18 protein-coding genes and 1 pseudogene are annotated in these 18,857 nt (G+C 62.7%); 5 read left to right on the plus strand and 14 right to left on the minus strand.

Features of this window, described 5'->3' with window-relative positions:
• The 12 genes and pseudogenes from H290_RS29750 to H290_RS0125590 form a co-directional block, all read right to left on the minus strand.
• A pseudogene (locus H290_RS29750) lies at positions 1 to 984 on the minus strand (hypothetical protein); the annotation flags it as partial.
• Between the two features lie 44 nt (positions 985 to 1,028).
• The gene (locus H290_RS0125540) at positions 1,029 to 2,525 is read right to left on the minus strand and encodes an SCO6880 family protein (RefSeq protein WP_020109702.1); all 1,497 of its coding nucleotides are present in this window, start codon (positions 2,523 to 2,525) and stop codon (positions 1,029 to 1,031) included.
• Positions 2,526 to 2,547: 22 nt separating this feature from the next.
• On the minus strand, positions 2,548 to 4,134 hold the full coding sequence (locus tag H290_RS0125545; RefSeq protein ID WP_020109703.1) for a hypothetical protein: 1,587 nt from the start codon (positions 4,132 to 4,134) through the stop codon (positions 2,548 to 2,550).
• Positions 4,128 to 4,961 (minus strand): hypothetical protein, encoded by an 834-nt coding sequence (locus H290_RS0125550; protein WP_020109704.1) that lies wholly within the window; start codon positions 4,959 to 4,961, stop codon positions 4,128 to 4,130. Before H290_RS0125550 ends, H290_RS0125545 begins: the two co-directional genes overlap by 7 nt.
• Positions 4,962 to 4,989: 28 nt before the next feature.
• Positions 4,990 to 5,463 carry a hypothetical protein gene (locus H290_RS0125555; RefSeq protein WP_155977064.1) on the minus strand — a complete coding sequence of 158 codons (474 nt, stop codon included), beginning with the start codon at positions 5,461 to 5,463 and terminating at the stop codon, positions 4,990 to 4,992.
• Between the two features lie 137 nt (positions 5,464 to 5,600).
• The gene (locus H290_RS31330; RefSeq protein WP_020109706.1) at positions 5,601 to 5,843 is read right to left on the minus strand and encodes a hypothetical protein; all 243 of its coding nucleotides are present in this window, start codon (positions 5,841 to 5,843) and stop codon (positions 5,601 to 5,603) included.
• 34 nt (positions 5,844 to 5,877) lie between these two features.
• Complete coding sequence (locus tag H290_RS0125565) at positions 5,878 to 6,177, minus strand: hypothetical protein (protein ID WP_020109707.1); 300 nt, start codon at positions 6,175 to 6,177, stop codon at positions 5,878 to 5,880.
• A 9-nt stretch (positions 6,178 to 6,186) separates the two neighbouring features.
• On the minus strand, positions 6,187 to 6,633 hold the full coding sequence (locus H290_RS0125570; protein WP_231373835.1) for a hypothetical protein: 447 nt from the start codon (positions 6,631 to 6,633) through the stop codon (positions 6,187 to 6,189).
• A gap of 170 nt (positions 6,634 to 6,803) precedes the next feature.
• On the minus strand, positions 6,804 to 7,508 hold the full coding sequence (locus tag H290_RS0125575; RefSeq protein WP_020109709.1) for a hypothetical protein: 705 nt from the start codon (positions 7,506 to 7,508) through the stop codon (positions 6,804 to 6,806).
• 46 nt (positions 7,509 to 7,554) lie between these two features.
• Complete coding sequence (locus H290_RS0125580; protein WP_196809629.1) at positions 7,555 to 8,736, minus strand: hypothetical protein; 1,182 nt, start codon at positions 8,734 to 8,736, stop codon at positions 7,555 to 7,557.
• A gap of 89 nt (positions 8,737 to 8,825) precedes the next feature.
• The gene (locus tag H290_RS30445) at positions 8,826 to 9,818 is read right to left on the minus strand and encodes a hypothetical protein (RefSeq protein ID WP_020109711.1); all 993 of its coding nucleotides are present in this window, start codon (positions 9,816 to 9,818) and stop codon (positions 8,826 to 8,828) included.
• A gap of 54 nt (positions 9,819 to 9,872) precedes the next feature.
• A complete protein-coding gene (locus H290_RS0125590) occupies positions 9,873 to 11,465 on the minus strand; it encodes a cutinase family protein (protein ID WP_081631719.1) in 1,593 nt (530 codons plus the stop codon).
• A gap of 714 nt (positions 11,466 to 12,179) precedes the next feature.
• Here H290_RS0125590 and H290_RS0125595 point away from each other — a divergent pair.
• Together H290_RS0125595 and H290_RS32110 are read left to right on the plus strand one after the other, a co-directional pair.
• The gene (locus tag H290_RS0125595; RefSeq protein WP_028463701.1) at positions 12,180 to 12,626 is read left to right on the plus strand and encodes a helix-turn-helix transcriptional regulator; all 447 of its coding nucleotides are present in this window, start codon (positions 12,180 to 12,182) and stop codon (positions 12,624 to 12,626) included.
• A gap of 302 nt (positions 12,627 to 12,928) precedes the next feature.
• Positions 12,929 to 13,606, plus strand: a complete 678-nt coding sequence (locus H290_RS32110) for a methyltransferase domain-containing protein (protein ID WP_196809631.1) — start codon at positions 12,929 to 12,931, stop codon at positions 13,604 to 13,606.
• Here H290_RS32110 and H290_RS30990 read toward each other — a convergent pair.
• Positions 13,534 to 14,580, minus strand: coding sequence for a DUF3068 domain-containing protein (locus H290_RS30990; RefSeq protein ID WP_196809632.1), 1,047 nt, complete (start codon positions 14,578 to 14,580; stop codon positions 13,534 to 13,536). The genes H290_RS32110 and H290_RS30990 overlap by 73 nt on opposite strands.
• A 460-nt stretch (positions 14,581 to 15,040) precedes the next feature.
• Between H290_RS30990 and H290_RS0125610 the strand changes: the two genes are divergently transcribed.
• The 3 genes from H290_RS0125610 (at position 15,041) to H290_RS0125630 (ending at position 18,237) form a co-directional block, all read left to right on the plus strand.
• A complete protein-coding gene (locus H290_RS0125610) occupies positions 15,041 to 15,724 on the plus strand; it encodes a hypothetical protein (protein ID WP_155977068.1) in 684 nt (227 codons plus the stop codon).
• A gap of 679 nt (positions 15,725 to 16,403) precedes the next feature.
• Positions 16,404 to 17,414: a helix-turn-helix domain-containing protein gene (locus tag H290_RS31335; protein ID WP_155977070.1), complete on the plus strand. Its 1,011-nt coding sequence runs from the start codon at positions 16,404 to 16,406 to the stop codon at positions 17,412 to 17,414.
• A gap of 19 nt (positions 17,415 to 17,433) precedes the next feature.
• Positions 17,434 to 18,237, plus strand: a complete 804-nt coding sequence (locus H290_RS0125630) for an NRDE family protein (protein ID WP_020109721.1) — start codon at positions 17,434 to 17,436, stop codon at positions 18,235 to 18,237.
• Here H290_RS0125630 and H290_RS29765 read toward each other — a convergent pair.
• Positions 18,234 to 18,842 (minus strand): inner membrane-spanning protein YciB, encoded by a 609-nt coding sequence (locus H290_RS29765; RefSeq protein ID WP_020109722.1) that lies wholly within the window; start codon positions 18,840 to 18,842, stop codon positions 18,234 to 18,236. The genes H290_RS0125630 and H290_RS29765 overlap by 4 nt on opposite strands.
• Between the last annotated feature and the right edge of the window lie 15 nt (positions 18,843 to 18,857).

Genomic DNA, 18,857 nt, shown 5'->3' on the forward strand with positions numbered 1-18,857 from the left:
GAACCCTCCCCCACCTTCGGAATACAAGTGTTCCAGGGCCACCCGGACCAGAGTCTCTTCGAAATCGCGGACAGCCAGGCCGCGGACCAGCTGTACCAAACCCATCACCATCTGGACTTGCCGGGCGCGGACCTGTTCGAGCACTGAGGTTTTGAGTGCAGCGAGCACGGTGAACCGCTCGGGATCAGGGGCGGCGGCGATCGCGGCGTCGAGGCGCCCGATGACCGAACCGAGAGCCCCGACACCGAGGGGGTTGATGGTGCCGCCCTGATAGGACAGGGCGATCTGCTGGCCGGCGACGTGGGAGGTTAGGTCGGAATATTCACTTTTGGTGTCGCCCATGAACAGTGAGGTGTGATTCTGGGCCATGACACCGGTCGCCATCCGCCGCACCAGCGATGATTTGCCGAACCCGTTGAGCGCCAGCACGAACGTGATCGGGGCGTTGATGAGCCCGGCATCGTCGAACCAGACAATCGGGTCGAAACCGATATCCTCACCGGTGATGGCGTGCGCCCCCAGCGGGGTGCCGAGCATCGGGGCCGATGCACCGATGGAGAAGGGCCAGAGGCCAGCCGCCTGGGTGGAGGTCGCCCGCCATTCGGGCAGTCGTGCGATCGAGCGCATCCGGCCGCCACCACGCCCGGAAAAGCCACGGCTTCCGGCCATCGGGATCGGGCGGTCGAACCCGCCGAAATCGGTGACCCGGTCGATTGACAGCCGCCGGACCCGGATTTCGCGGCGCAGCGCCTTCCGGGCCCGCCGGCCTTTCCAACCCGACTCGAGTGCAGTCTCATTGAGTGCGCGCCAGGCGTTTTCGGTGCGAATCTTGACCCCGCCGATCCGAACGAATTGTGGTGCGGTGTCGCCGAACGTGTGGTCGGTGTCGAGTGCGGGTTCTGCATCACTCGCCCTGACGACCCCGGGTCCGGCCTGAACCGGTGCCTTGCCGTCGATGATGTGGTGGTGGCCGGTGAGGGTCACTGGTGGCCTCTTTCTGCGGGTAGGCAGGACAGCGGGAGGGATGGTCAGGCGGAGATTTTGGAGCTGGTAGAGGCGTATTCGGGGAGAATGATCCCGATTCCCAGAGCGCCGGCGAAGGCGGCATCCTGGTAGCCGTAGCAGCGGCGCAACCCGATATGGGCGCTGTCGGCCATACCCTCGATCTCGGCACGGATCGAGGGCAAATCCTCACCTGGTCCAACGGTGGCGGTGACAAGCATCCCGAATCTGGTCAGCCCTGCCCCCAGAGCTTGTTCGCGGCGAGCATGTCCGGTGTTCTCGACCCGTACGGTGGCTGAGGCGGCCACGACGCCCTTTTTGGATTGCTCGGCGGCCATGGCCTCCTTGTAGTCCGAGTCGACGAGCTTGACCGCTTCGGCGGTGTTGTGGACGCGATAGATCATGGCGACCCGTTTACGTCGCACGTCGGCGCGGGGAATGAGCAATGGCCGCAGCACATTGGCTGGCACTTGTCCGGCCGGTGCCGCGGACATCTCCCAGGTAATGGAGCGATAGCCGTTGTGCACCAGGTGGTCCCACTTGTTTTCTGAGGTGACCGGGCCGGCGCCCTCCCAACGCAGCGCGTCTTCACCGCTGATGCCGCTGATCTGCTCGAGGTCTTCGGTCAGCTGGGGGTTATAGGCGCGTGTAGGGGCTACGCACCACTCCCCTGCTGTCATGGGGGTGGCGTCCAGTCCTGCTCCGGCGGCCGACGCCATGAGCGACGACATCCGCCGACCGATCTCGGCAGCCTGGTCGGCGACCTCTTTGCCTTCGGCCTCGCGCAGGCGGCCGAAGGTCAATGTCAGCCGGACCTCCGAGCGGACGATCGCGGCCTCGGACTGCATAGCCGCTTCGGCCATCACCTGACGGGCATATGCCGGCGCGTCAGGATGTGTGATGCGTTTGACCTCGGCGGTGATGCGGCTGCGGTTATCGGGTACAGACTCGACGACCACGCACGCTCCGACCGCTCCGCGAACCCCACCGATCTGGGCAAGAAAGTCGCCCCACCCGGCGACCCAGTCATTGATCTGCCACTGATCGACCCGTTCCTGACCCCGGGGTTGGATCGAGAACGACACGGCGAAATGGTTTTTCGCTTTGAGGTGCACCAGCCCGAACCGGTCGCCGCTGCGCAACTCGTACTCGTACAACCGGGTATCTCCGGCGATCCCGGGCATTCGCCCTACCCCAGGCACGACCCCGAAGGCGCCGCCACGGAACGTGGTCTCCCCTCGCCACTTCGACCACCAGAACTGACTACGCAACATCAGTAACTCCCAACCTGTTCGGCCCCCGATCCGGGCGACCAACGGACCGACCACCAACGCCGAAATAGGAACTGTGATGGCCAGCACTGCAAGTGAATTCGTGAAGAGGAACAGCAGAATGTTGGCAATGACCAGGACGCCGGCGAACACCGTCACACCCCAGGTCATGCCGAAGAGGCCGGTGGTGCGGGGGCGCTCCCACCGTCCATACAAAATCAGCGCGTTGCGATCAGGAGCGGGAGCGGTCATCGGGCATATCCCTGGGACTCGATCATCGAGGGTCTCCCGCCATCGCAGCACTGTTGTCGTTGAAGAAGTCTTCGGCGGCCGTGGACATCTGCATCGCGGACGAGACGCCGTTCACGGCATCGGACATTGTCGATGCCCCGCCACCACCGGACTCGCCGGAATTGCCACCACCGCTGCTTGACCCGCCGGCGTCAGATCCCGTCGGGGGGCTATAGGCTGCGCTCCGCCCACCCGAGCTCGTTTGTCCGCCACCGGAATCACTCGCAGAGGTGGTGCGCCCCACACCGCCACCACCGCCACCGGAGTCGCCTGCGCCGCGGATGACACCGCCGCCACCGGTGCTGCCGCCACCTCCGCCTCCGGATGGGCTTGCCGCCCCGCCAGCGTGAGCAGCGGTCGACGCACCCCCTGGTGCGCTGGCACCCGCACTGGCCCCGCCGGTCGCACCGGCGGCGGCCATGCTGCCGCCTGCTGCCACCAATCCCATCGTCATCATGGCTGCCTGCAAACCTGAGCCACCGGACATGGCCATGCCACCGGACACCAGTTTGACGAGCATGGGCAGTACCGCTGCGGCCAACGTCAGCAACAGCACGCCGTACAAAACCTGCGCTCCGTCATCGGATTCGGTGCCTGCGAGCATGAACGCGACCGCGTACGTGAGAGCGGCGACCGGTTTCCACAGCAGCAGGGCAATAGTCCAGCTGATGGTTTTGCTGAAGGCGTTCTTGCCGAGCTTGGTTCCCGACGCCGCTCCGATGATGGGGATGATCGCAACCACCACGATCAACATGGACTGGCGAGCGACAAGCAGAATGGCCTGCAGTAATGCACCGAGGATCCCGACAACGGCGATCACGAACATCAACCCGACGCCCAAGAATCCCATCATGCTCGTGACGTTGAACATGTTCTCTGCTGCCTCGACCGGGCTGTCCCCGTTGAGGGAGAGATCAAGGATCTTGGTGGAGATCCTGTCGACGCCGGCGGTGAGCCCGATCATGATTCCGCCGAACATCCACGCACCGAAGACAGCGCGCTGCAGGGAGAAGAACAACTCCTCCCCCTCGGCGTACACCGCCTGGCGCTTGGCGAGCTGCAGACGGATACCACCGACGATGATCGAGGCGGTGAGGCCGATCAACTGAATTTGTAGGGTCCATTCCTGGATGTCTTGCACCGGTTCCCATTGCTGGGCTTGGGGAGTCGGCAACTGGATGAACCACGTCAAGGACTGCTGGATCATCTTCGAAAAGCCGTTGACCAATGATTCGGTCATCGACCTGAAACCGTCGTTGGCGGCGTCCTTGACCGTGCCCCCTGGGTCCAGCACCGCACTGCCGACGTCGACGACGGTGTCGCAAATGTCGTCACCAACCACCGGGATCACCGAAGTGGCCGCATCGCAGGCATCGGCACTGGCCACAGCGAGTCCCGTCACAGGAGAATCGATCGTAGGTACCAGCACGGCGAGCGTAAGAGCGGCGAGCATGGCCACGACAAACCGGCGGACCCACACCGCAAGCGGCACATCCGACGTATGCGCAAGTGCGCGGGGACGGGTGAACGCCAGTGTCGGTGCGGCAAGGGTGGCGGCGCTGCTCACCATTGGGCCCACCCCACAACCGATTCGACCCGGGTATCGGCGGTCGCGTTCGTGAATCCGTCATCGGGGATGCGCCACTTCCACTGGCCCTGATCCCAGACCATGGTCAAGGTGGTGACTCCGTAGTACTGACCGGAGGGATACTCCGAGCTGGTCTTGGGTCCGCTGGCCAGCGAGACCCGAGAGAAGGTATCGCTGTACTGCGGATCAACACGCGCGAACCGGTCAATGGCGTACTGCCGGGCGGGCATGTCGAGATCGAGGACCATCGCCTTGGCGGAGTCGGGCCCAATGACCTGCTGGGTCATGACGGTCTGACGAACCTGAGTAGGTCCGAAATATGCTCGAGCGATGATCTGACTGGCCGCGATCACCGAACCTTGCGGTGTGTGTGAGATCCCCTGCGCCAGACCGTCGGTGTTGATACTGGTCGGACCGTCTGAGGTGGAGAACAAGGCTGCGCCGAACTCGTAGACTCGCTGCCACTGGACGCCTGTTGCTGGATCATTGACCTCGCGATCCACTTTGGGCGGCGTCTGGAGTAGTGGAAGTCCGGCGGGATCGCGCGGGACTCTGATCTGCTGGCCGTACCGATCGACAGTGTCAGGGAGGTAACCGTCCTCCCCTGTGCTCGCTGGCGGCGCACCGGTGGGCAGACCCGACGGGGCTGCGCCGTCGTCTTTGCTCTCACCCACTCCCAGTAGGGCGATCGCAACCACGGTCGCGATGACCAGGATGAGCGCGACCACCACCAGCCACAGCACCAGCCGCCGGCGGCGCGGACTTTCGGGTGGAGCGGGGTACTCGGCGGCCAGCGGTGTTCCCATCATGGTTCTCTCCTTGGTGGTGTGCGTAGATTCAGGCGGACAGCGAGATCATGTGCGGCGGAACGTCATAGAGGACGGTCACCGGGTTCTCAGTCGATGTGGCCGGATCGGGAAGCAGTCGACGCCAGTCCCCTGGCGGGGTCCACACCACCGTCGATGTCGTGGAGGTAAGCGATTGATCAGGCTGGCGGGTGACGATCGCGATAACCGCACGGTCAGGGCTGTAGTCGGTGATTAGGTATCCGAGGACGGTGGGCGCCTGACCCGCGGGGACGGCGGTGGTGATCGAGATCCGGGTTCGGTCGATTGACCACGCGTCACGACCCGGGCCCGGTGCCGCGAGCGTTCCTGCGATCTGTGCCCATTGATCATCGCCGGCTACCGACATTCGGATTGTCGATGAGATGGCGGCCAGGGCAGCACCTGGACCGTTATGGGCATATCCGGTCGGTGCGGTGGACTGGCCGCCGGTGGTAGGACCTTCCGCTCCCTGCGGAATTGTCATGCCGGCGAACGTGACCCAGTGCAACTGTGTCGGCGGCGCTGTGGGAGCAACTTGCGAGGGCGAGCTGCTCTGCCTCGAGGGGCTCTCTGAGTTGGTACTGCAAGCAGCGAGTACCACGCCGATCAGAGCGAGTATTGCTACGACAGCAGGGCGGTGGCGATCGCGGCCGAACTTGAGACGACCACCAGTGCGACCAGCTGGGCCGCGATCCCAGTCACGCCGTCGGTGTTGCCGCTCTTGCGGGCCTCGTACAGCAGTCCACCGAGCCACATGATCCGCATAATCGCGATCACGCAGGAGAACCAGACCAGGTATCCCACTGTGGTCCAGAACTCTTTGAGATCGCCGGCGGTGATTCCTTCGGCTATCACGGTTGTCATGCATCGCTCCTCAATTCCCCTGTGACTGAGCCGGTTATCCGGCTAGTGCGCCGACCAGTGACCCCGATACGGCGATGAGTACGCAACCGACCAGAGTCCAGGCGACCTTGCCGGCCTCCTCGTTGGATGCGGTGCCGTGCGACTTCTGGAAGCCGAACCGGACACCGGCGATGATCAGAGCGACGATCGCGCCCAACGTTGCTCCCCAGCCGATCCACGACACGATGGTCAGGAACTTGTCCGATCCAGGAGGTGCGATCGAATCGGGCTTGCCAGGGGCCTCGCTGAAATAGATCGCAAGGTGAGTGTTGGCCTGGTGCAGTAGTTCTTTCATTTCTCTCCTCTATTGCGGGCGGTGATCGGTGAGTAGGTCGGTGCAGATCTGCTGGCCAATGTCGGCGATTTGGGACGGAACGATGTCGGGGAACCGGGCCTTCTTCGGCGGCGGGGGCTCTCCGGGTCGTGGTGGGGTCCATACCGGTAGCTGGTGTGGCTGTGGGGCACACATCAGTGGCTCGAACCAGTCGACGTCGTAGCGGTGCGGCACGAGCTCGGCCACGGTCCCGGCGTAGCGAACGATTTCTTTGGGACAGTTCCCGGGTCTGGCGGCTACAACCACCAGACCGCAGACCTGCACTCCGCGTGGGACGTCACCGCGCTCGGCCGCTCGCAAAACGTGGGCGGCTGCGCGTATTCCGGCGATGGTCGCCCGCGCTGCGACCACGACGAGCTGCGTGGTGGCCGGGTTGACCGGCCATAGCAGGCCGGTATCAGCGGCAGGTGCCCACATCTGGGCCAAACTTGTTGTTCCCGCGAAGCCGTGCGCGCCCATGACGGCGAATAGGGGTGGGAATGGGCCGGTGACGGGCAGAGGCTCAGTGCGGCAGTTGATGTCACTATGTTGGGGACTAGCCCCGGAGTAGAACTGTGGCGCTGGCATTGCCGCTTCGGCCGGCGCGCTCATGACAGCCCAGCGATCTGGTTGACAACCGTATGGGTCTGCTCGGTCAGCTCAGAGGGATCAATCGAACCGCCCAGCCCCAGGTGTGGGTCGTAGTCCCACACCACTACTTCCCCGACCTTCCCGGACAACGCCTGGGCGAACTGATGCCCAACAGCGACGGCAGCCCAGGGGTCCAGGCAGCAGATCACCACCGTCACCACTTGGAGTGCGCCAATGTTCGCCAGGGTGGCCAGCGCCCCGGTCCGCGAACGATTGGCCGTGTCGGGGCGTGCCGCAATGACGAGCACTGGGTGAAGATCGTCCATCGGCCAGTGCTCAGCAAGACCGTCGACCGAACCGGTGTCGACGACCACGCCCATCGCCGGAGATACCGCGGCGATGCGGTCGGCCAGATCAAGTGACAAAAATCTGTCATCGAGTACTGCGCCCGCCGGCGAGTGCTGGTCGTCCAGAGCGATACTCGCGATACGACCAGGTGCGTCACTGGCAGCAGTGGATAGCGCACACCACTGGATGTCGTGTCCTGCTTGGGCTAAGGCATCGGCAACCAGAACCGAAAGGACGCTCGCTCCGCAACCGCCGGCCGCCCCGGCGATCACCACCGTCGGAACCGGACGAGCCGGCCTCGGGAGACTGACCACCATGGCCGGCGGCTGCTCCTCTGTGGACTCAAACCAGCCCCACTGGCTGTTTGACGTCATCGATTCCCCCTCAAAAGGTTTCGGATGTCTACGTGGTCTTGCGCCGCTACTGTGCAGCGGGCGCGGGAATCGTTTGTGGATAGGTGATCTGCAACCCGTCCACGATCTGTGTGAGACCGTCCCCGGCCTGTTTGGTGAGGGAGGCCGTCAGGTCTTTGGCGGGCTGCTCGAGCGGCCCCAGGGCCGCGAATGGTGCGTTGGCCTGCTCAGCGGTCCAGCCCACATTGATCTGCTGACCACCAGCATTGGCGGCGAGGTTCACATCCCCAACGGTGGTGACGGTGTAGTCGGCGGCAGGCAATCCGGCATCTGCGGCCTGCGCGGAGTCCAGGACCAACTCGTACTGATTGGCACCGGGGTTGGGCAGTGGTGCGGGCTCCGGTGCAGGAGCTGGAGTGTGCTCCCATGGCGCGGTCGGGTTGGCGTTCGGATCGCCGGCCCCCAGTGCGTATCCCAGCGCTCCGCCGAGCACTGCGCCGAGAGTTCCTCCCGCAACTGCTGCGATGGCGCCCGCCCCGGCGGCCACTCCCGCACCTGCACCCAGCCCGATCAGCAGACCAGGACCTGTGTTGAACGGTGTAGGCGGCACGACCGATCCGATGGCTGCGCCCACGGCGCCACCGATCGGCACGGTGAACAGCCCTACTGCAATCATCGTCGGAACACCGAAAGCAACAGCACCTGCCGCGCCGCCGATCGCGGCACCGAGAATGGCCGAAGCGGCGCGCCGAGATGCCTCGTCTTCGGTGAAGCCGACCGACTGGAAGAACTGGGCGAGCTTGGCCTCGCCGTACGCGGAGTACTCGTTGATGGACACGGCGACCTCCGGCGAGATTTCAGCCGGACGGTCGGTGACGAAGTTTCCGACGCGAATCTTGCCCTCAGGTGGCAGTTTCGGTGCCACCGGGGCCGTCGGAACGGGGGGATGGAACCCGCTCGGCGGGGTGGGGTCGTACGGGGCGGCTGGTGGACCTGAGGGTGGTTCGGTCCACACCACCGGTGCGGCTTCCTGCGTCGGCGAGGGCAAGATGCCTGGTCCGTAATCGGGAGCGGGCGCCGGCGACGGTTCGGGCGCGGGGGCTGGAGCTGGTGAGACGCCCCCCTGCTCGGGGGTGGGTTCTTCCGTAGTCACCCCACCCTGTTCGGGGTCGGCCCAGGCTGAGCCGGCCAAAACCCCGCCCATGCTGATGGCGGCCGCCATGCTGGCTGCCGCGACGGTGGCGGCCACTGCCCTGTTGCTGGCGGAGTATGGCTGTCGGATGGTGTGTTTCATTGGTGTTCAGTGCCTTTCAACTGCGGGGTGACGGGCGGGACGTCCTACTGGGTGGAGCTGTCTTTGGTGATGGCCGTGATGAAAGTGCGGCCGTCTATGTCGGCGGTTTGCGCGAGCTGGCGGATCGTGATGGGTTCGCCGCCACCGGGCGGGATCTCGGTGAGCTCTACCGACCACAGGCCCTGGCCGCGGTCGGTGATCTTCACGCAGTGCAGCGTTCCGGGCGCAAGGTTGTGGTCGATGAATGACTGCATCGCCTCGGCGGAGCCGACGCGGGCGAGTTCGGTGGTGAATTCCCTGGCTTTGGCGCCGGAACGCTGTACGTAGTAGGCGTATTCGAAGGCTTTGATCACCTCCGCGCCGCCGGCGTGGCTGCCCTGATCGCGGCCGGTTGTCACCAAACCTGTTGTTATGTCGGGGCAGTCGGCATCGGCAACCGGCGGGGGGCCAGGCGCGGGCGCGACCATCGAGTCGGCCGTCGAAACCGCCTGCGGTGGACCAGCGTCCTCGCCACCGTCGAGGACAAGTACTCCCCCCGCAGCGGCGATCAGCAGGACTATCACCAGCAGAGAACCGGCAATGACGTAACCGCGTAACGGGCGCCGGCGGTGGGGTGTTCGCGGATAGGTGGGGTCACCTTCATCAGCGCCGGCTGGCACTGCGTAGTCCATCGGGAACTGCCGGCGACCAGCAGGCTCCAGCTCGGCGGGGCCAAGTTCGTCCACTGCCGCCGGATCGACCGCCCTCGGGCCGGGGTCCGTATTCGGTGAGGTCGCTACCCACGCCCATGCACTGAGTTCCGGTGTAGGCAGCTGGTCGGTGGGTGTATCGCGATCAGGTGCGGGCGAGGCCTCTCGTGAGGGGGTGACGGCAGCCGCCACTGACGCCACCCCCTCGCGCTCACTGTCGGACAGCGCCGGACGGGACAAGGTCGGCATGGGCGGGTTGGGGACCGCACGTGCGGGTGGGGCTGGCGGTTCGTCACCGGATAGCGGCGCAAAGTCGTCAAACCATCCGGAATTGTTGGTGTGCAACAAGATTTGTTCCCCCTTTCCGGGGCGAGCGGATCGATATCGGGCGAGCACGTCGCGCTATGAACTGCCGGTACTGTCGGACAGCACCGGGCGGGACAAGGTCGGCATGGACGGATCGGTGGGGCTGGTCGATGACGACTGAGGTGACGACGCAGATGTAGGAACAGAAGGAACAGGGGCTCCTGACACCGGCGAACCGGAGTCATAGTTGAGTAGCCCATCGTCGGTGTACGGACTGAACGACTCACCCGCCAGGTCATTAGCCAGAGCGGCAAACCACTGCGCCACATACAATGTCGAGTTCGCACCCGACGTGGTCGCGGAATCGTTGGTGTAGGAACCGTGGGCCGATGCGGTCTGCCAGTAATTGATCATCGTGGATACGTCCAGCAGTTCTTCGTTGTCCTTGATGTTGTCTTTCACCGCAGTGAACGCTTCGTTTGCCCACCGGTTGACCGTGGTCGGAGGAACGAGATCAACGACCGCGGCCCCGACCTTGGCAGTCAGGATCCCGAGGGCGGCGGGAGGATTCGCGAGCCCCACGGTTGCAAGTGCCCCAATCGTCTCCGGGGTGAAGGTCTTGCGAAGAACAGTTGTGACTGCGTTGAAACCGATGGTGCCAACCTTCACGACCGCGCTGATGGCATCAGGAATCGTCGGCAGCGGGGTGCGCGGGTCGGAGGCGGTAGCCAGACGTTGGGAGATCGTCTCGCTCGGCGAGTACGACAATTCTTCCAACGTGGTTCCCTGGACGTCCTCATTGATGACTTCGACGCCGGCCTTGATTGAGGTCAGCGCCAGTGCTTGACCGATCGAGGTCAGCGACGCGACTGGGTCCGCCTGGTCCAGTTCGGACTGGCCTCCGATATTTGCCACTAGATGCACGATCGGGGAATCGGCAGGAGCTGCGCAGGCCAGATCACCTGAGGCGCAACGTTCCATGACGCGGCCGGACAGGGCGCCATAGCCGGTGGACTGATCAGCAGTCGGACCGATCCCCCCGCCGGTTACAGGCACTTGCTGCGGAGCCGGCACCTGCGAGAGCGAGGAGCCATCGCTTCCTGGCGCCGGATCGGGCGTTGTCTGATCCGGAGCTCCAGGGAACAACGGAGAATTAGTTGGACGGGCAGGGTTGCCGAACAGTGCCACCCCGGCTACCCGATCGGCGGCGACCGGACCTTTCCCTGCACCGATCTGCTTGGCAATGTTCGCTGCAGCGTGTGCGCCCTGCGAGTATCCAGCCAACGCGAAATCGGTGTCGCCACACTTATCCGCGATCTGCGTGATCATTGACGATAGGCGGTTCATCGCGGTGGTGACCGAGGCCGCGTAGGGTTCCTTGCCGCCTTCCACAGCGCCACCAAAACCTGCCGGATACGGCACATAAGCTCGAACTACCTTCGAGCCAGCCAACGACAACAGAGGTCGCATCACCGAGCCCAGCATCCCGCTATCGGTGTCGACCGGCGCATCCTCCGAGGACTCCCCCGTGCCCTGGACACCTAGTACATAGAGCGTTGGACAACCGACCGCGCTTGCGGGAGCAGCGCCAGCCGGCGTCGTTGCCACGACCAGGGCTGTTGCCACTGTCGCAGTAGCAGCTAGGACAGTGAGACGGGAACTTGTTGGACGCCAACAAGAAACAGACATACGTATGCCTTCCAGGCAGGTGTTTAACGGAGCAGGTCAGATTGCCGGACGACGACACACCCAACAACAGAGCGGCCTAACGGGCACGTAAGTCCCGCTGTTCGATTTGGTGTGCTGAACGAACCCGACTTGGTTGCGTAGGACAACTGCCGCCCGGGGGAAGGCCAAAAGCTTGGGAGTAGCACCTAAACTGGAAGAGTTCGGCGCTGTACCTACACGGTCAGAGGTTGGACAACTGGAGCCAAATGAGTGATTAGACGGCAAATCTTGATTGCTCACTTGGTGCTTGCGGCCCTGGGAGGGGTCAGACGGCAAATCAGGTCCTCTCCCAGGGCACCCCATCCCTTCCCGCCCACCTCTCGGTGAATCGCTGGGGATCGCTGCCCGGTCCGGCGGCCGATCCAGAGGTCTCATTTTCTGTCTCCCTCCGCAATGAATCCGGCGACCGTTCGGCCTGCGATGACCACCGCAGGGTGGGCCAGCTACGGCCGGCCAACCCACAGTGACGAGTGGCCCGTCGAGACCGAGATGCGCGCCTTCGGCCGCGCTTGCCTGGGGAAACGGGTGCTTCTGCGACTTTGTATGCATCAAAGTGACCTCCTCCCAGTGCTCTGATGAACTATTTGGGAGTCTATAGTAATAGACTAATAAAGCAAGTTGTGACGGCATAGGAGCTGGTGAGGCAAAGTGGTCCGTCATGTGCGGGTTACGGGGATGAGCAGACGGATTCTGCGAGGCTTTGTCCCCAGCCAGATTGCGCAGCATCGCAAGGTGCGCAACATGTCTCGTGGAGAACTGGCCCGCCTGGTCGGCATCACGACAGGGGCGGTCGGATTGTGGGAACGCGGCGAAACCACACCTGCGGTTGACACGCTCAAACGCGTCGCTGACCTGCTCGGGGCCCCCATGGATGAGTTCATCCAGATACCGCCGAACGAACGCTATCTGGGTGATCTTCGCGCCCTCAGCGGAATGACTCAACCCCAGCTGGCCAAGTTTCTGCCCCTGTCGACGCCCATGCTGGCCGCACTCGAGCGCGGCGAAGCGAGACTCACTGATCGAACTGCAGAGAGCCTCGCGAAAGTTCTTGAAGTTCCAGTCGATACGGTCGTCGAAGCATACGAGCGCGTGAGAGACCGCCCCGCAAACACTCGTCCGTAGTACCTGGTTTCCACACATATCGCCCCCTGGGATGCCAATCGCGTCAGATGGCGAGCCACGATCACTTTTGCGGGTGCCGAGGCACGGCAAAAGCGGTAGTCGCACATCTTGGTTACGCGGGCAAACAAGCAAGGGGCTTGCTGCAAAACCACCGGTCAGGTGGTGCGCCTGCTCGAAGCCGGGCCAGTCACAGATGGGTGACGAGGCAAGTGGTTCCTCACAGCTGATCGAACCCTAGCAGACCCATTCGTGACTTTCACGGTCACTCGCCCGGCATGCGACCAAAGGTCCGAACCGTATCCATGCCCACTCCCCTGCCGCTTGGTACTAATGATCTCGTGTTCACCAATCCTGTTCAGTACCTTGCACATCAGCTAGCTCATCCTTGGGGAGTCGGCGCCCACCTGGTGGCGCCATTGCTGAACTGGCGAAATGGCTCACTCATTAGAGCTGCGGCCGAAACCCTCGAACTCCGCCCTGGCCAAACCGTCGCCGATATTGGTTTCGGCGGTGGCCTCGGTCTTGGACTTTTGATCGACGAAGTCGGGCCAGACGGGCAAGTGCACGGGTTCGACAGCTCGCAAGCAATGGTGGATAGAGCTGCTCGCCGGTGGCGCCCTCAGGTTGCCAGTGGACAACTACGTCTACAGCTGCGATCCATCGTTGACCTTGCCGGCATGCCAGATGCGTTCGACGCTGTAATGACCGTAAATACGGTCTATTACATCGAGGACCTGGCCGCAGCCTTCACGAGCACACGATCGGCGCTGAAGCCGAACGGGCGACTGGTTGTGGGTGTGGGCGATCCCGGCTACATGAAGCGACTTCCAGTCAGTAGGTACGGACTACGGCTCCGCTCGATCGATTCTATCGAGAATGAGTTGTGTACCAACGGTTATCGGGTGACTCATGTTCGGGTCGGAGAGCCACCCACGGGAGATTCTTTCCACCTGCTTGTCGCATCCACAGAACCGGGTTGATCGTGATCGGGGTCTTCAGTTCGGCTCCTACTTGCACTGCGACCGAGTGCAGTGGCGAAAACCAACAGCCCTGCAGAAAGTATGCCCAAGAGAATTGGCACTCCTGTCGATCCCCAAAAGAGAAGCCGACCATTTCGTTGTGCCTCTTTCGCGTTCTCGGTAACTGTAGACGCCGAGAAATGAAGATCTGCTTGGAGTGAGGTAACGCGAAAGCCATCAGTGTTGCCCAATTGCCGGAGCACGTCCTGTCGTTGATCGACAATCATGCCCGTTGCAGGGTCAACCCAAAGATCGCGGACGACGGAGTAGTACAACGCCATCCTGACCGGTTCTTGACTGTTATCGATCCCCCATGCCTGGCTAGGCATTTCAAGACTTGCGACATCGCCCAGGCGCTCCTGGAGGTTCAAATTTTCAATACGTTGTTGGAAATGGAAGAGGCGGACACCTTGTACCGTCCGTTCGTCATCGAGGTACTGGGCTTGAGTGGTGAGGCGTGCCTCCGAGTCGTAGACCGGGTACTCGTGACGCTCCACGCCGAGGGGGAAGTTGTACTGGTACCCGGTTCGAGGGGTCTCTGTTGCGACACCGGTCGAGGCGTGGATCGTCAGCGGCACTGGAACATCCTGTGGGGCAGCACTCTTCCTGTTCAGCGAGACCTTGTCTACGTATCCGCTGACGATCCCTTCGAGACCGTCTCGATCGGTGCGTGTAGTTCGCACTGCTGCAACAAGCGTGACAGTTTTATCGTTGGTCGGGGGTGCGCTCGTCACGTTCACTTCGACTTGCAGGGGGATGTTGGTCTCGGATCGAACGATGCCGGCGGCAAGCGCGGTATTGTCCAGAACGGTGGCGTCTGATGCAGTCAACATCACTTGCTGGGAGACATCGGACGGTAGTTTTTTAGCCTCCGGAACAATCACGGTGGGCAGCAATACTGCCAAGCTGGCAAAGAATGTGGCTGAGAAGATCAAGCACACCACTAGAATGAATCGCCCCCGCTGACCTGACCCCATGGTCACAAAAGATACTGGACCGCAGCGGAGCACGAGGGATTGACCCAGGGCCCGCAGTCGCCGCAGAAAAGGACAAATGCGTATGAGTTCTGCAGAGAGTCGGTCTCGGGACTGGTATCTGATTTGTCTCGACAACCAGGGAGCACCTCGCGTTGTCGCGAAAAATGGTGCACCGCAGGGATGGCGACGCCTCGCTAACATCTACCGCGGCCGCACTTTCAAGGCAGCGGAGAAGCTGGTTCCGCACTGTCTAAACACCGGAGAGGTCAGCGCGGAAGACGGCCTGTTCGGGGCACCGGTTGCCGGTCCTGCCGGCACTCCCCATGCAGTTCTACTGTCGGCCTCGCCCGATCCCGGCGAGATACCCCAGGTCGGAGTGTGGGAATGGAGATTTCCACTCGAGGCTGCCGGCCCCCCGGTGCTCGAGGTCACCAAGACCGCTTTGGATCTATTTGGAGTAGGTCAAGAGCATAGGGACAGAACGGTGTACGGGCCGGCGGACTTCTTCACGCGCGCATTGAATTTAAGTGAGATCCTTCCGCACCTGGGATTTCTCTACGACAGTGGCGAAGGTGATCGGCAGACCGCGCGGACCTTGATGAAGGGCGATGACGGGTTGGATCGGGACCTGCACTTCGTCGAGCAGGTTGGGTCCGGGCCTGCCGGTGAACGGACACTCAAAGGCCTTTGCTGGCCAGCTGATACAGAACCGAAAACCCTGGTCACGAGAGCGTTGGACATTCAGTTGGCGACCGCCCTTGCCGTCGCCGGGGACCAGTTCGTCGCCGTTGGAGACATCCGCTTTCCGTTCGCGCCCTACGTGGTGAAGTGGGTCACCTCTCATCCACCAGGGCTGGGCCACGGCGCCAGCACTGGTCAGACACCGGGGATACATGAAGAGGATCTGGGTCGGCTTCTGGAGTACGTAATGAGTCTGGGCGGTATCGGCCCCGGGGATCCGGTGCCAACACTGTCTGGCATCCGGGCGCGGCGGGCCGGCGGCGGCTGGATCAGCGGCTCTGGCAAGGCCATTCGCCTGAACGAGCAGTACTACCCCACCATCTGGGTCGCGCTGATCACCCCTGATCATCCTGAGAGCTAAAACCAAATCCGCCGTGTCCGGCGGCGTGTCGCTACCTGTACCTGTTACAGGTTTAGGCAACGATGGACCTTACCCGTTGCAAGGCTGCTGGTAGGGAAGGAAGTTCATCCGATGGCTCAACCAAATCTCGGTAAGCGCACAGAACACATGGTCAGAGTTCCAGTGCCAGTGGATGTTCCGGAGCTAGCGGCCCGCGCGGGATACAGCACAGTCAGCCGGTACGTCGCTGATTTGCTCTGCGAGATAGCTGGCCAACCCGACCTCAAGGTTGGCCCTGACCGTTCGAAGGAGGACCAGCTGCCGCTGACGGCCTAACGGCCTAGAAGTACATCAAAACTTCACATCGCAGTTGCAAACCTACTGAAAATGCACGAAACCCCCTGGCTGGCGGGCCAGAGGGCTTCGTAAAGGTTTCGATCTCAGAGCGTCAACTCTGAGTCAGGACGGTTTGCGACCGCCCATCCCCGAAGGGACTGTCTTGCCTGACAGGTCTCAGGGTACCGCGCACCCTTTGGTGCCTGCAATCCCTGCACATCTCGTGTCGGAAACAAATGCCGACGTTCGATTCAAAATTCGGCCCTACTGCGGGTCGAGTCCCCTACGCCCACGCCGTGGCCGTAGCACCACAGCCCGGGCCCGGCTGCGCAAACTGGGCTGCTTTGGACTACAACCGATCGCGTTGGAACCAGGCGACTATGCCCACGCCGGTGTCGCGTGCTGGAATCGCGACGACCACTGGATCACCTGGGCGGTTCCCATCGCCTACGCCCAGCACTACCCGGACGTCCTTCCGCAGCTCGGCGGCCCCAAGAATGGCATCTCCCTGCCGGTCTTGACCAAGATTGCCGCCGCCCATGCGGTTCATGCGGACTACCGCACCGGTCGCAACTGCCGGCCGAGCGTGGACCGCATCGCCCAAATCAGTGGTTATTCCGAGCGCACCGTGCAACGCGCACGGCAGGTCATGCGCCTGATCGGTGTAGCCACGGAAATTGTTCGTGGCCGCCAGCGCACCCTTGATGAACGCTTAGCCTCGCACCGGGTCGGCGACAACGGTCGTGGCTGGGCTTCTGTGTACGCGCTCCACAGCCCGCAGGTTGTGGATAAACGCGCAGGTAATACCTCTGCGGCACCCCACCCCGAAGGGCGCCCTTTAGGGCGCTCATCTCTCGTAGGGAACTCCTCACTAACCCCCACCGGCAAAGCCGGAGAGCTCCAAGGCCACGCTGCGCGCGACCAAGCCAACTACAAAAGGAAGCTTCCAGGTCGGCAACCGGACCCCAGAGGGCAGCTGCTGGCCTCCAGATGGCGCCAGAATCCACGGACTCCGGAATGGGCCCGCAGGTACTCCCCCGCGGCCTGGTCGCACGTGCTGGCCAAACCAGCCGCCCTCGGTTGGACCGACCGTGACCTCAACCAACTGTTGCGCGACCACACCCTGGTCGGCAACGGCAATTGGATTGCCCACGATCCCCAGCGTCCTATCCTGCTCCTCGCCGGCATCCTCAAACAACACGGTGACCTTGAGAACCGGCCGGCCGCCCTCGACGACGCCCGCCAGGACGAACACGACCAGAAGCGCCGAAACATTGCCGCCTGCAATGCTTGCGACGAATACGGATGGCTGCTTCCGTACGGCGATATCGCCGTACGTTGTACTCATCAGCCGCTCGCGGCCATCCATTCGTAGCCGGAAGGGAGACCCAGGTATGTGTGTTGCGTTTCTTGCCTGGCAGTCACATCCCGACTACCAAGTGGTTCTGGCATCGAACCGTGACGAATTCTTCTGGCGGAAAGCGCAGCCGCTGCATGTTTGGCCTACGACCCCTCGCATCGCAGCCGGCAAAGATACTGCTGGTGGCGGCACGTGGCTGGGCGCCGATGAAACCGGCCGCTTCGCTTTCGTGACCAACATCAGAAAAGGCCTGCCCCACCAGACGAAAACCGACTTGCGTCATCGCTCGCGAGGTCTGCTGGTCACCGAATATCTGAAGTCCGGACAGACCGCTGCTGTGTGGGCGCAGGATGTGATCGGAGAGAGCGCGCACTACCGACCCTTCAATCTCGTCTTCGGGGATGTCACCGGTTGCTTCTATCTCACGAACCGACCTGCGCTCCAGGTCGTGGAGATCCCGAAAGGCATACACGGACTATCGAATGCCAGTCTTAACGAACCGTGGCCGAAAGTTGTCGATGGTGTAGAGCAGTTCCGCGCAGCGGTGGGCGCTGACAGAGGTGATGTTGCCTCTGGACTCCCCTATTTCGATCGTCTGGCCGACTCGGTGACCGCTGACCGGGCTCGATTGCCCGACACCGGAGTCGGTACATACCTGGAGACTCGGCTATCCAGTCGATTCGTCAAGCTCGGCGTGTACGGCACCAGATCTAGCTCTCTGCTGCGCATCACGAGCGCCGGGCACGTCGAGTTCGTCGAACGCCGTTTTGGCTTGGCAGGCCGCTTCATTGGCGAAACCACCGTCCGACTTCCAAGTACGGCGGATAGAAACGTTTAGCGGTTCTCCGGCACGGCCGGCGACGAGGTGTCGTCGTTGACCGTGGCTGGAGTGTGTCGGTGTCTTCGCCATGCCTGTTTGACCTCGTTACGTCGCCAAACGATCATCGCAACGCCAACAGCCGCGATCAGCGCTGGAGCGACGAACACCCGATAGTTGACCCAGGTATCAACCGAAAAGTTGTACGCAACAACAAGGTTTAGGGCTCCCAGCAGGGTGAGGAATGCGGCCCACAGCCACAACACCTGGTCCCACACTCGGCTCGTCAATGAGATCCGACCGCCGAGCAGCGCAGAGATCGGATTCGTCTTCATCCACAAGCGTGAACCGGCAAGTGCGGCTGCACACAGCCAGTAGAAGCCGGTTGGCCTCCATTCGATGAAGAGTGCATCTCCTATGAGCAGCGTGGCAGCGCCCAGCGCTAGAACGAGCGCTAAGCCGATCCACTCAAGGCGGGTCGGCCGGCGTCCTTTGGCGAAGATGTAGGCCACCTCCAGCGTTACTCCACCCATCAGCACTCCGGTCGCCGCGAAGATTCCCGCGACACGATAGGTGACCAGGAACCCGAGGGCGAGTGCGATGTTGTACGCCAACTTGAACAGCAATGCGAGATCCTCCCC

Origin of the sequence: Nocardia sp. 348MFTsu5.1, from assembly GCF_000383535.1 — a bacterium.
Classification (GTDB): Bacteria; Actinomycetota; Actinomycetes; order Mycobacteriales; family Mycobacteriaceae; genus Williamsia; species Williamsia faeni.

Bases quoted from the DNA above. Each gene is read 5' to 3' on its own strand.
- H290_RS0125540 (WP_020109702.1), bottom strand. From the start codon at position 2,525: ATGACCGCTCCCGCTCCTGATCGCAACGCGCTGATTTTGTATGGACGG.
- H290_RS0125545 (WP_020109703.1), bottom strand. From the start codon at position 4,134: ATGGTGAGCAGCGCCGCCACCCTTGCCGCACCGACACTGGCGTTCACC.
- H290_RS0125550 (WP_020109704.1), bottom strand. From the start codon at position 4,961: ATGATGGGAACACCGCTGGCCGCCGAGTACCCCGCTCCACCCGAAAGT.
- H290_RS0125555 (WP_155977064.1), bottom strand. From the start codon at position 5,463: ATGACAATTCCGCAGGGAGCGGAAGGTCCTACCACCGGCGGCCAGTCC.
- H290_RS31330 (WP_020109706.1), bottom strand. From the start codon at position 5,843: ATGACAACCGTGATAGCCGAAGGAATCACCGCCGGCGATCTCAAAGAG.
- H290_RS0125565 (WP_020109707.1), bottom strand. From the start codon at position 6,177: ATGAAAGAACTACTGCACCAGGCCAACACTCACCTTGCGATCTATTTC.
- H290_RS0125570 (WP_231373835.1), bottom strand. From the start codon at position 6,633: ATGTGGGCACCTGCCGCTGATACCGGCCTGCTATGGCCGGTCAACCCG.
- H290_RS0125575 (WP_020109709.1), bottom strand. From the start codon at position 7,508: ATGACGTCAAACAGCCAGTGGGGCTGGTTTGAGTCCACAGAGGAGCAG.
- H290_RS0125590 (WP_081631719.1), bottom strand. From the start codon at position 11,465: ATGTCTGTTTCTTGTTGGCGTCCAACAAGTTCCCGTCTCACTGTCCTA.
- H290_RS0125595 (WP_028463701.1), top strand. From the start codon at position 12,180: ATGAGCAGACGGATTCTGCGAGGCTTTGTCCCCAGCCAGATTGCGCAG.
- H290_RS32110 (WP_196809631.1), top strand. From the start codon at position 12,929: ATGCCCACTCCCCTGCCGCTTGGTACTAATGATCTCGTGTTCACCAAT.
- H290_RS0125630 (WP_020109721.1), top strand. From the start codon at position 17,434: ATGTGTGTTGCGTTTCTTGCCTGGCAGTCACATCCCGACTACCAAGTG.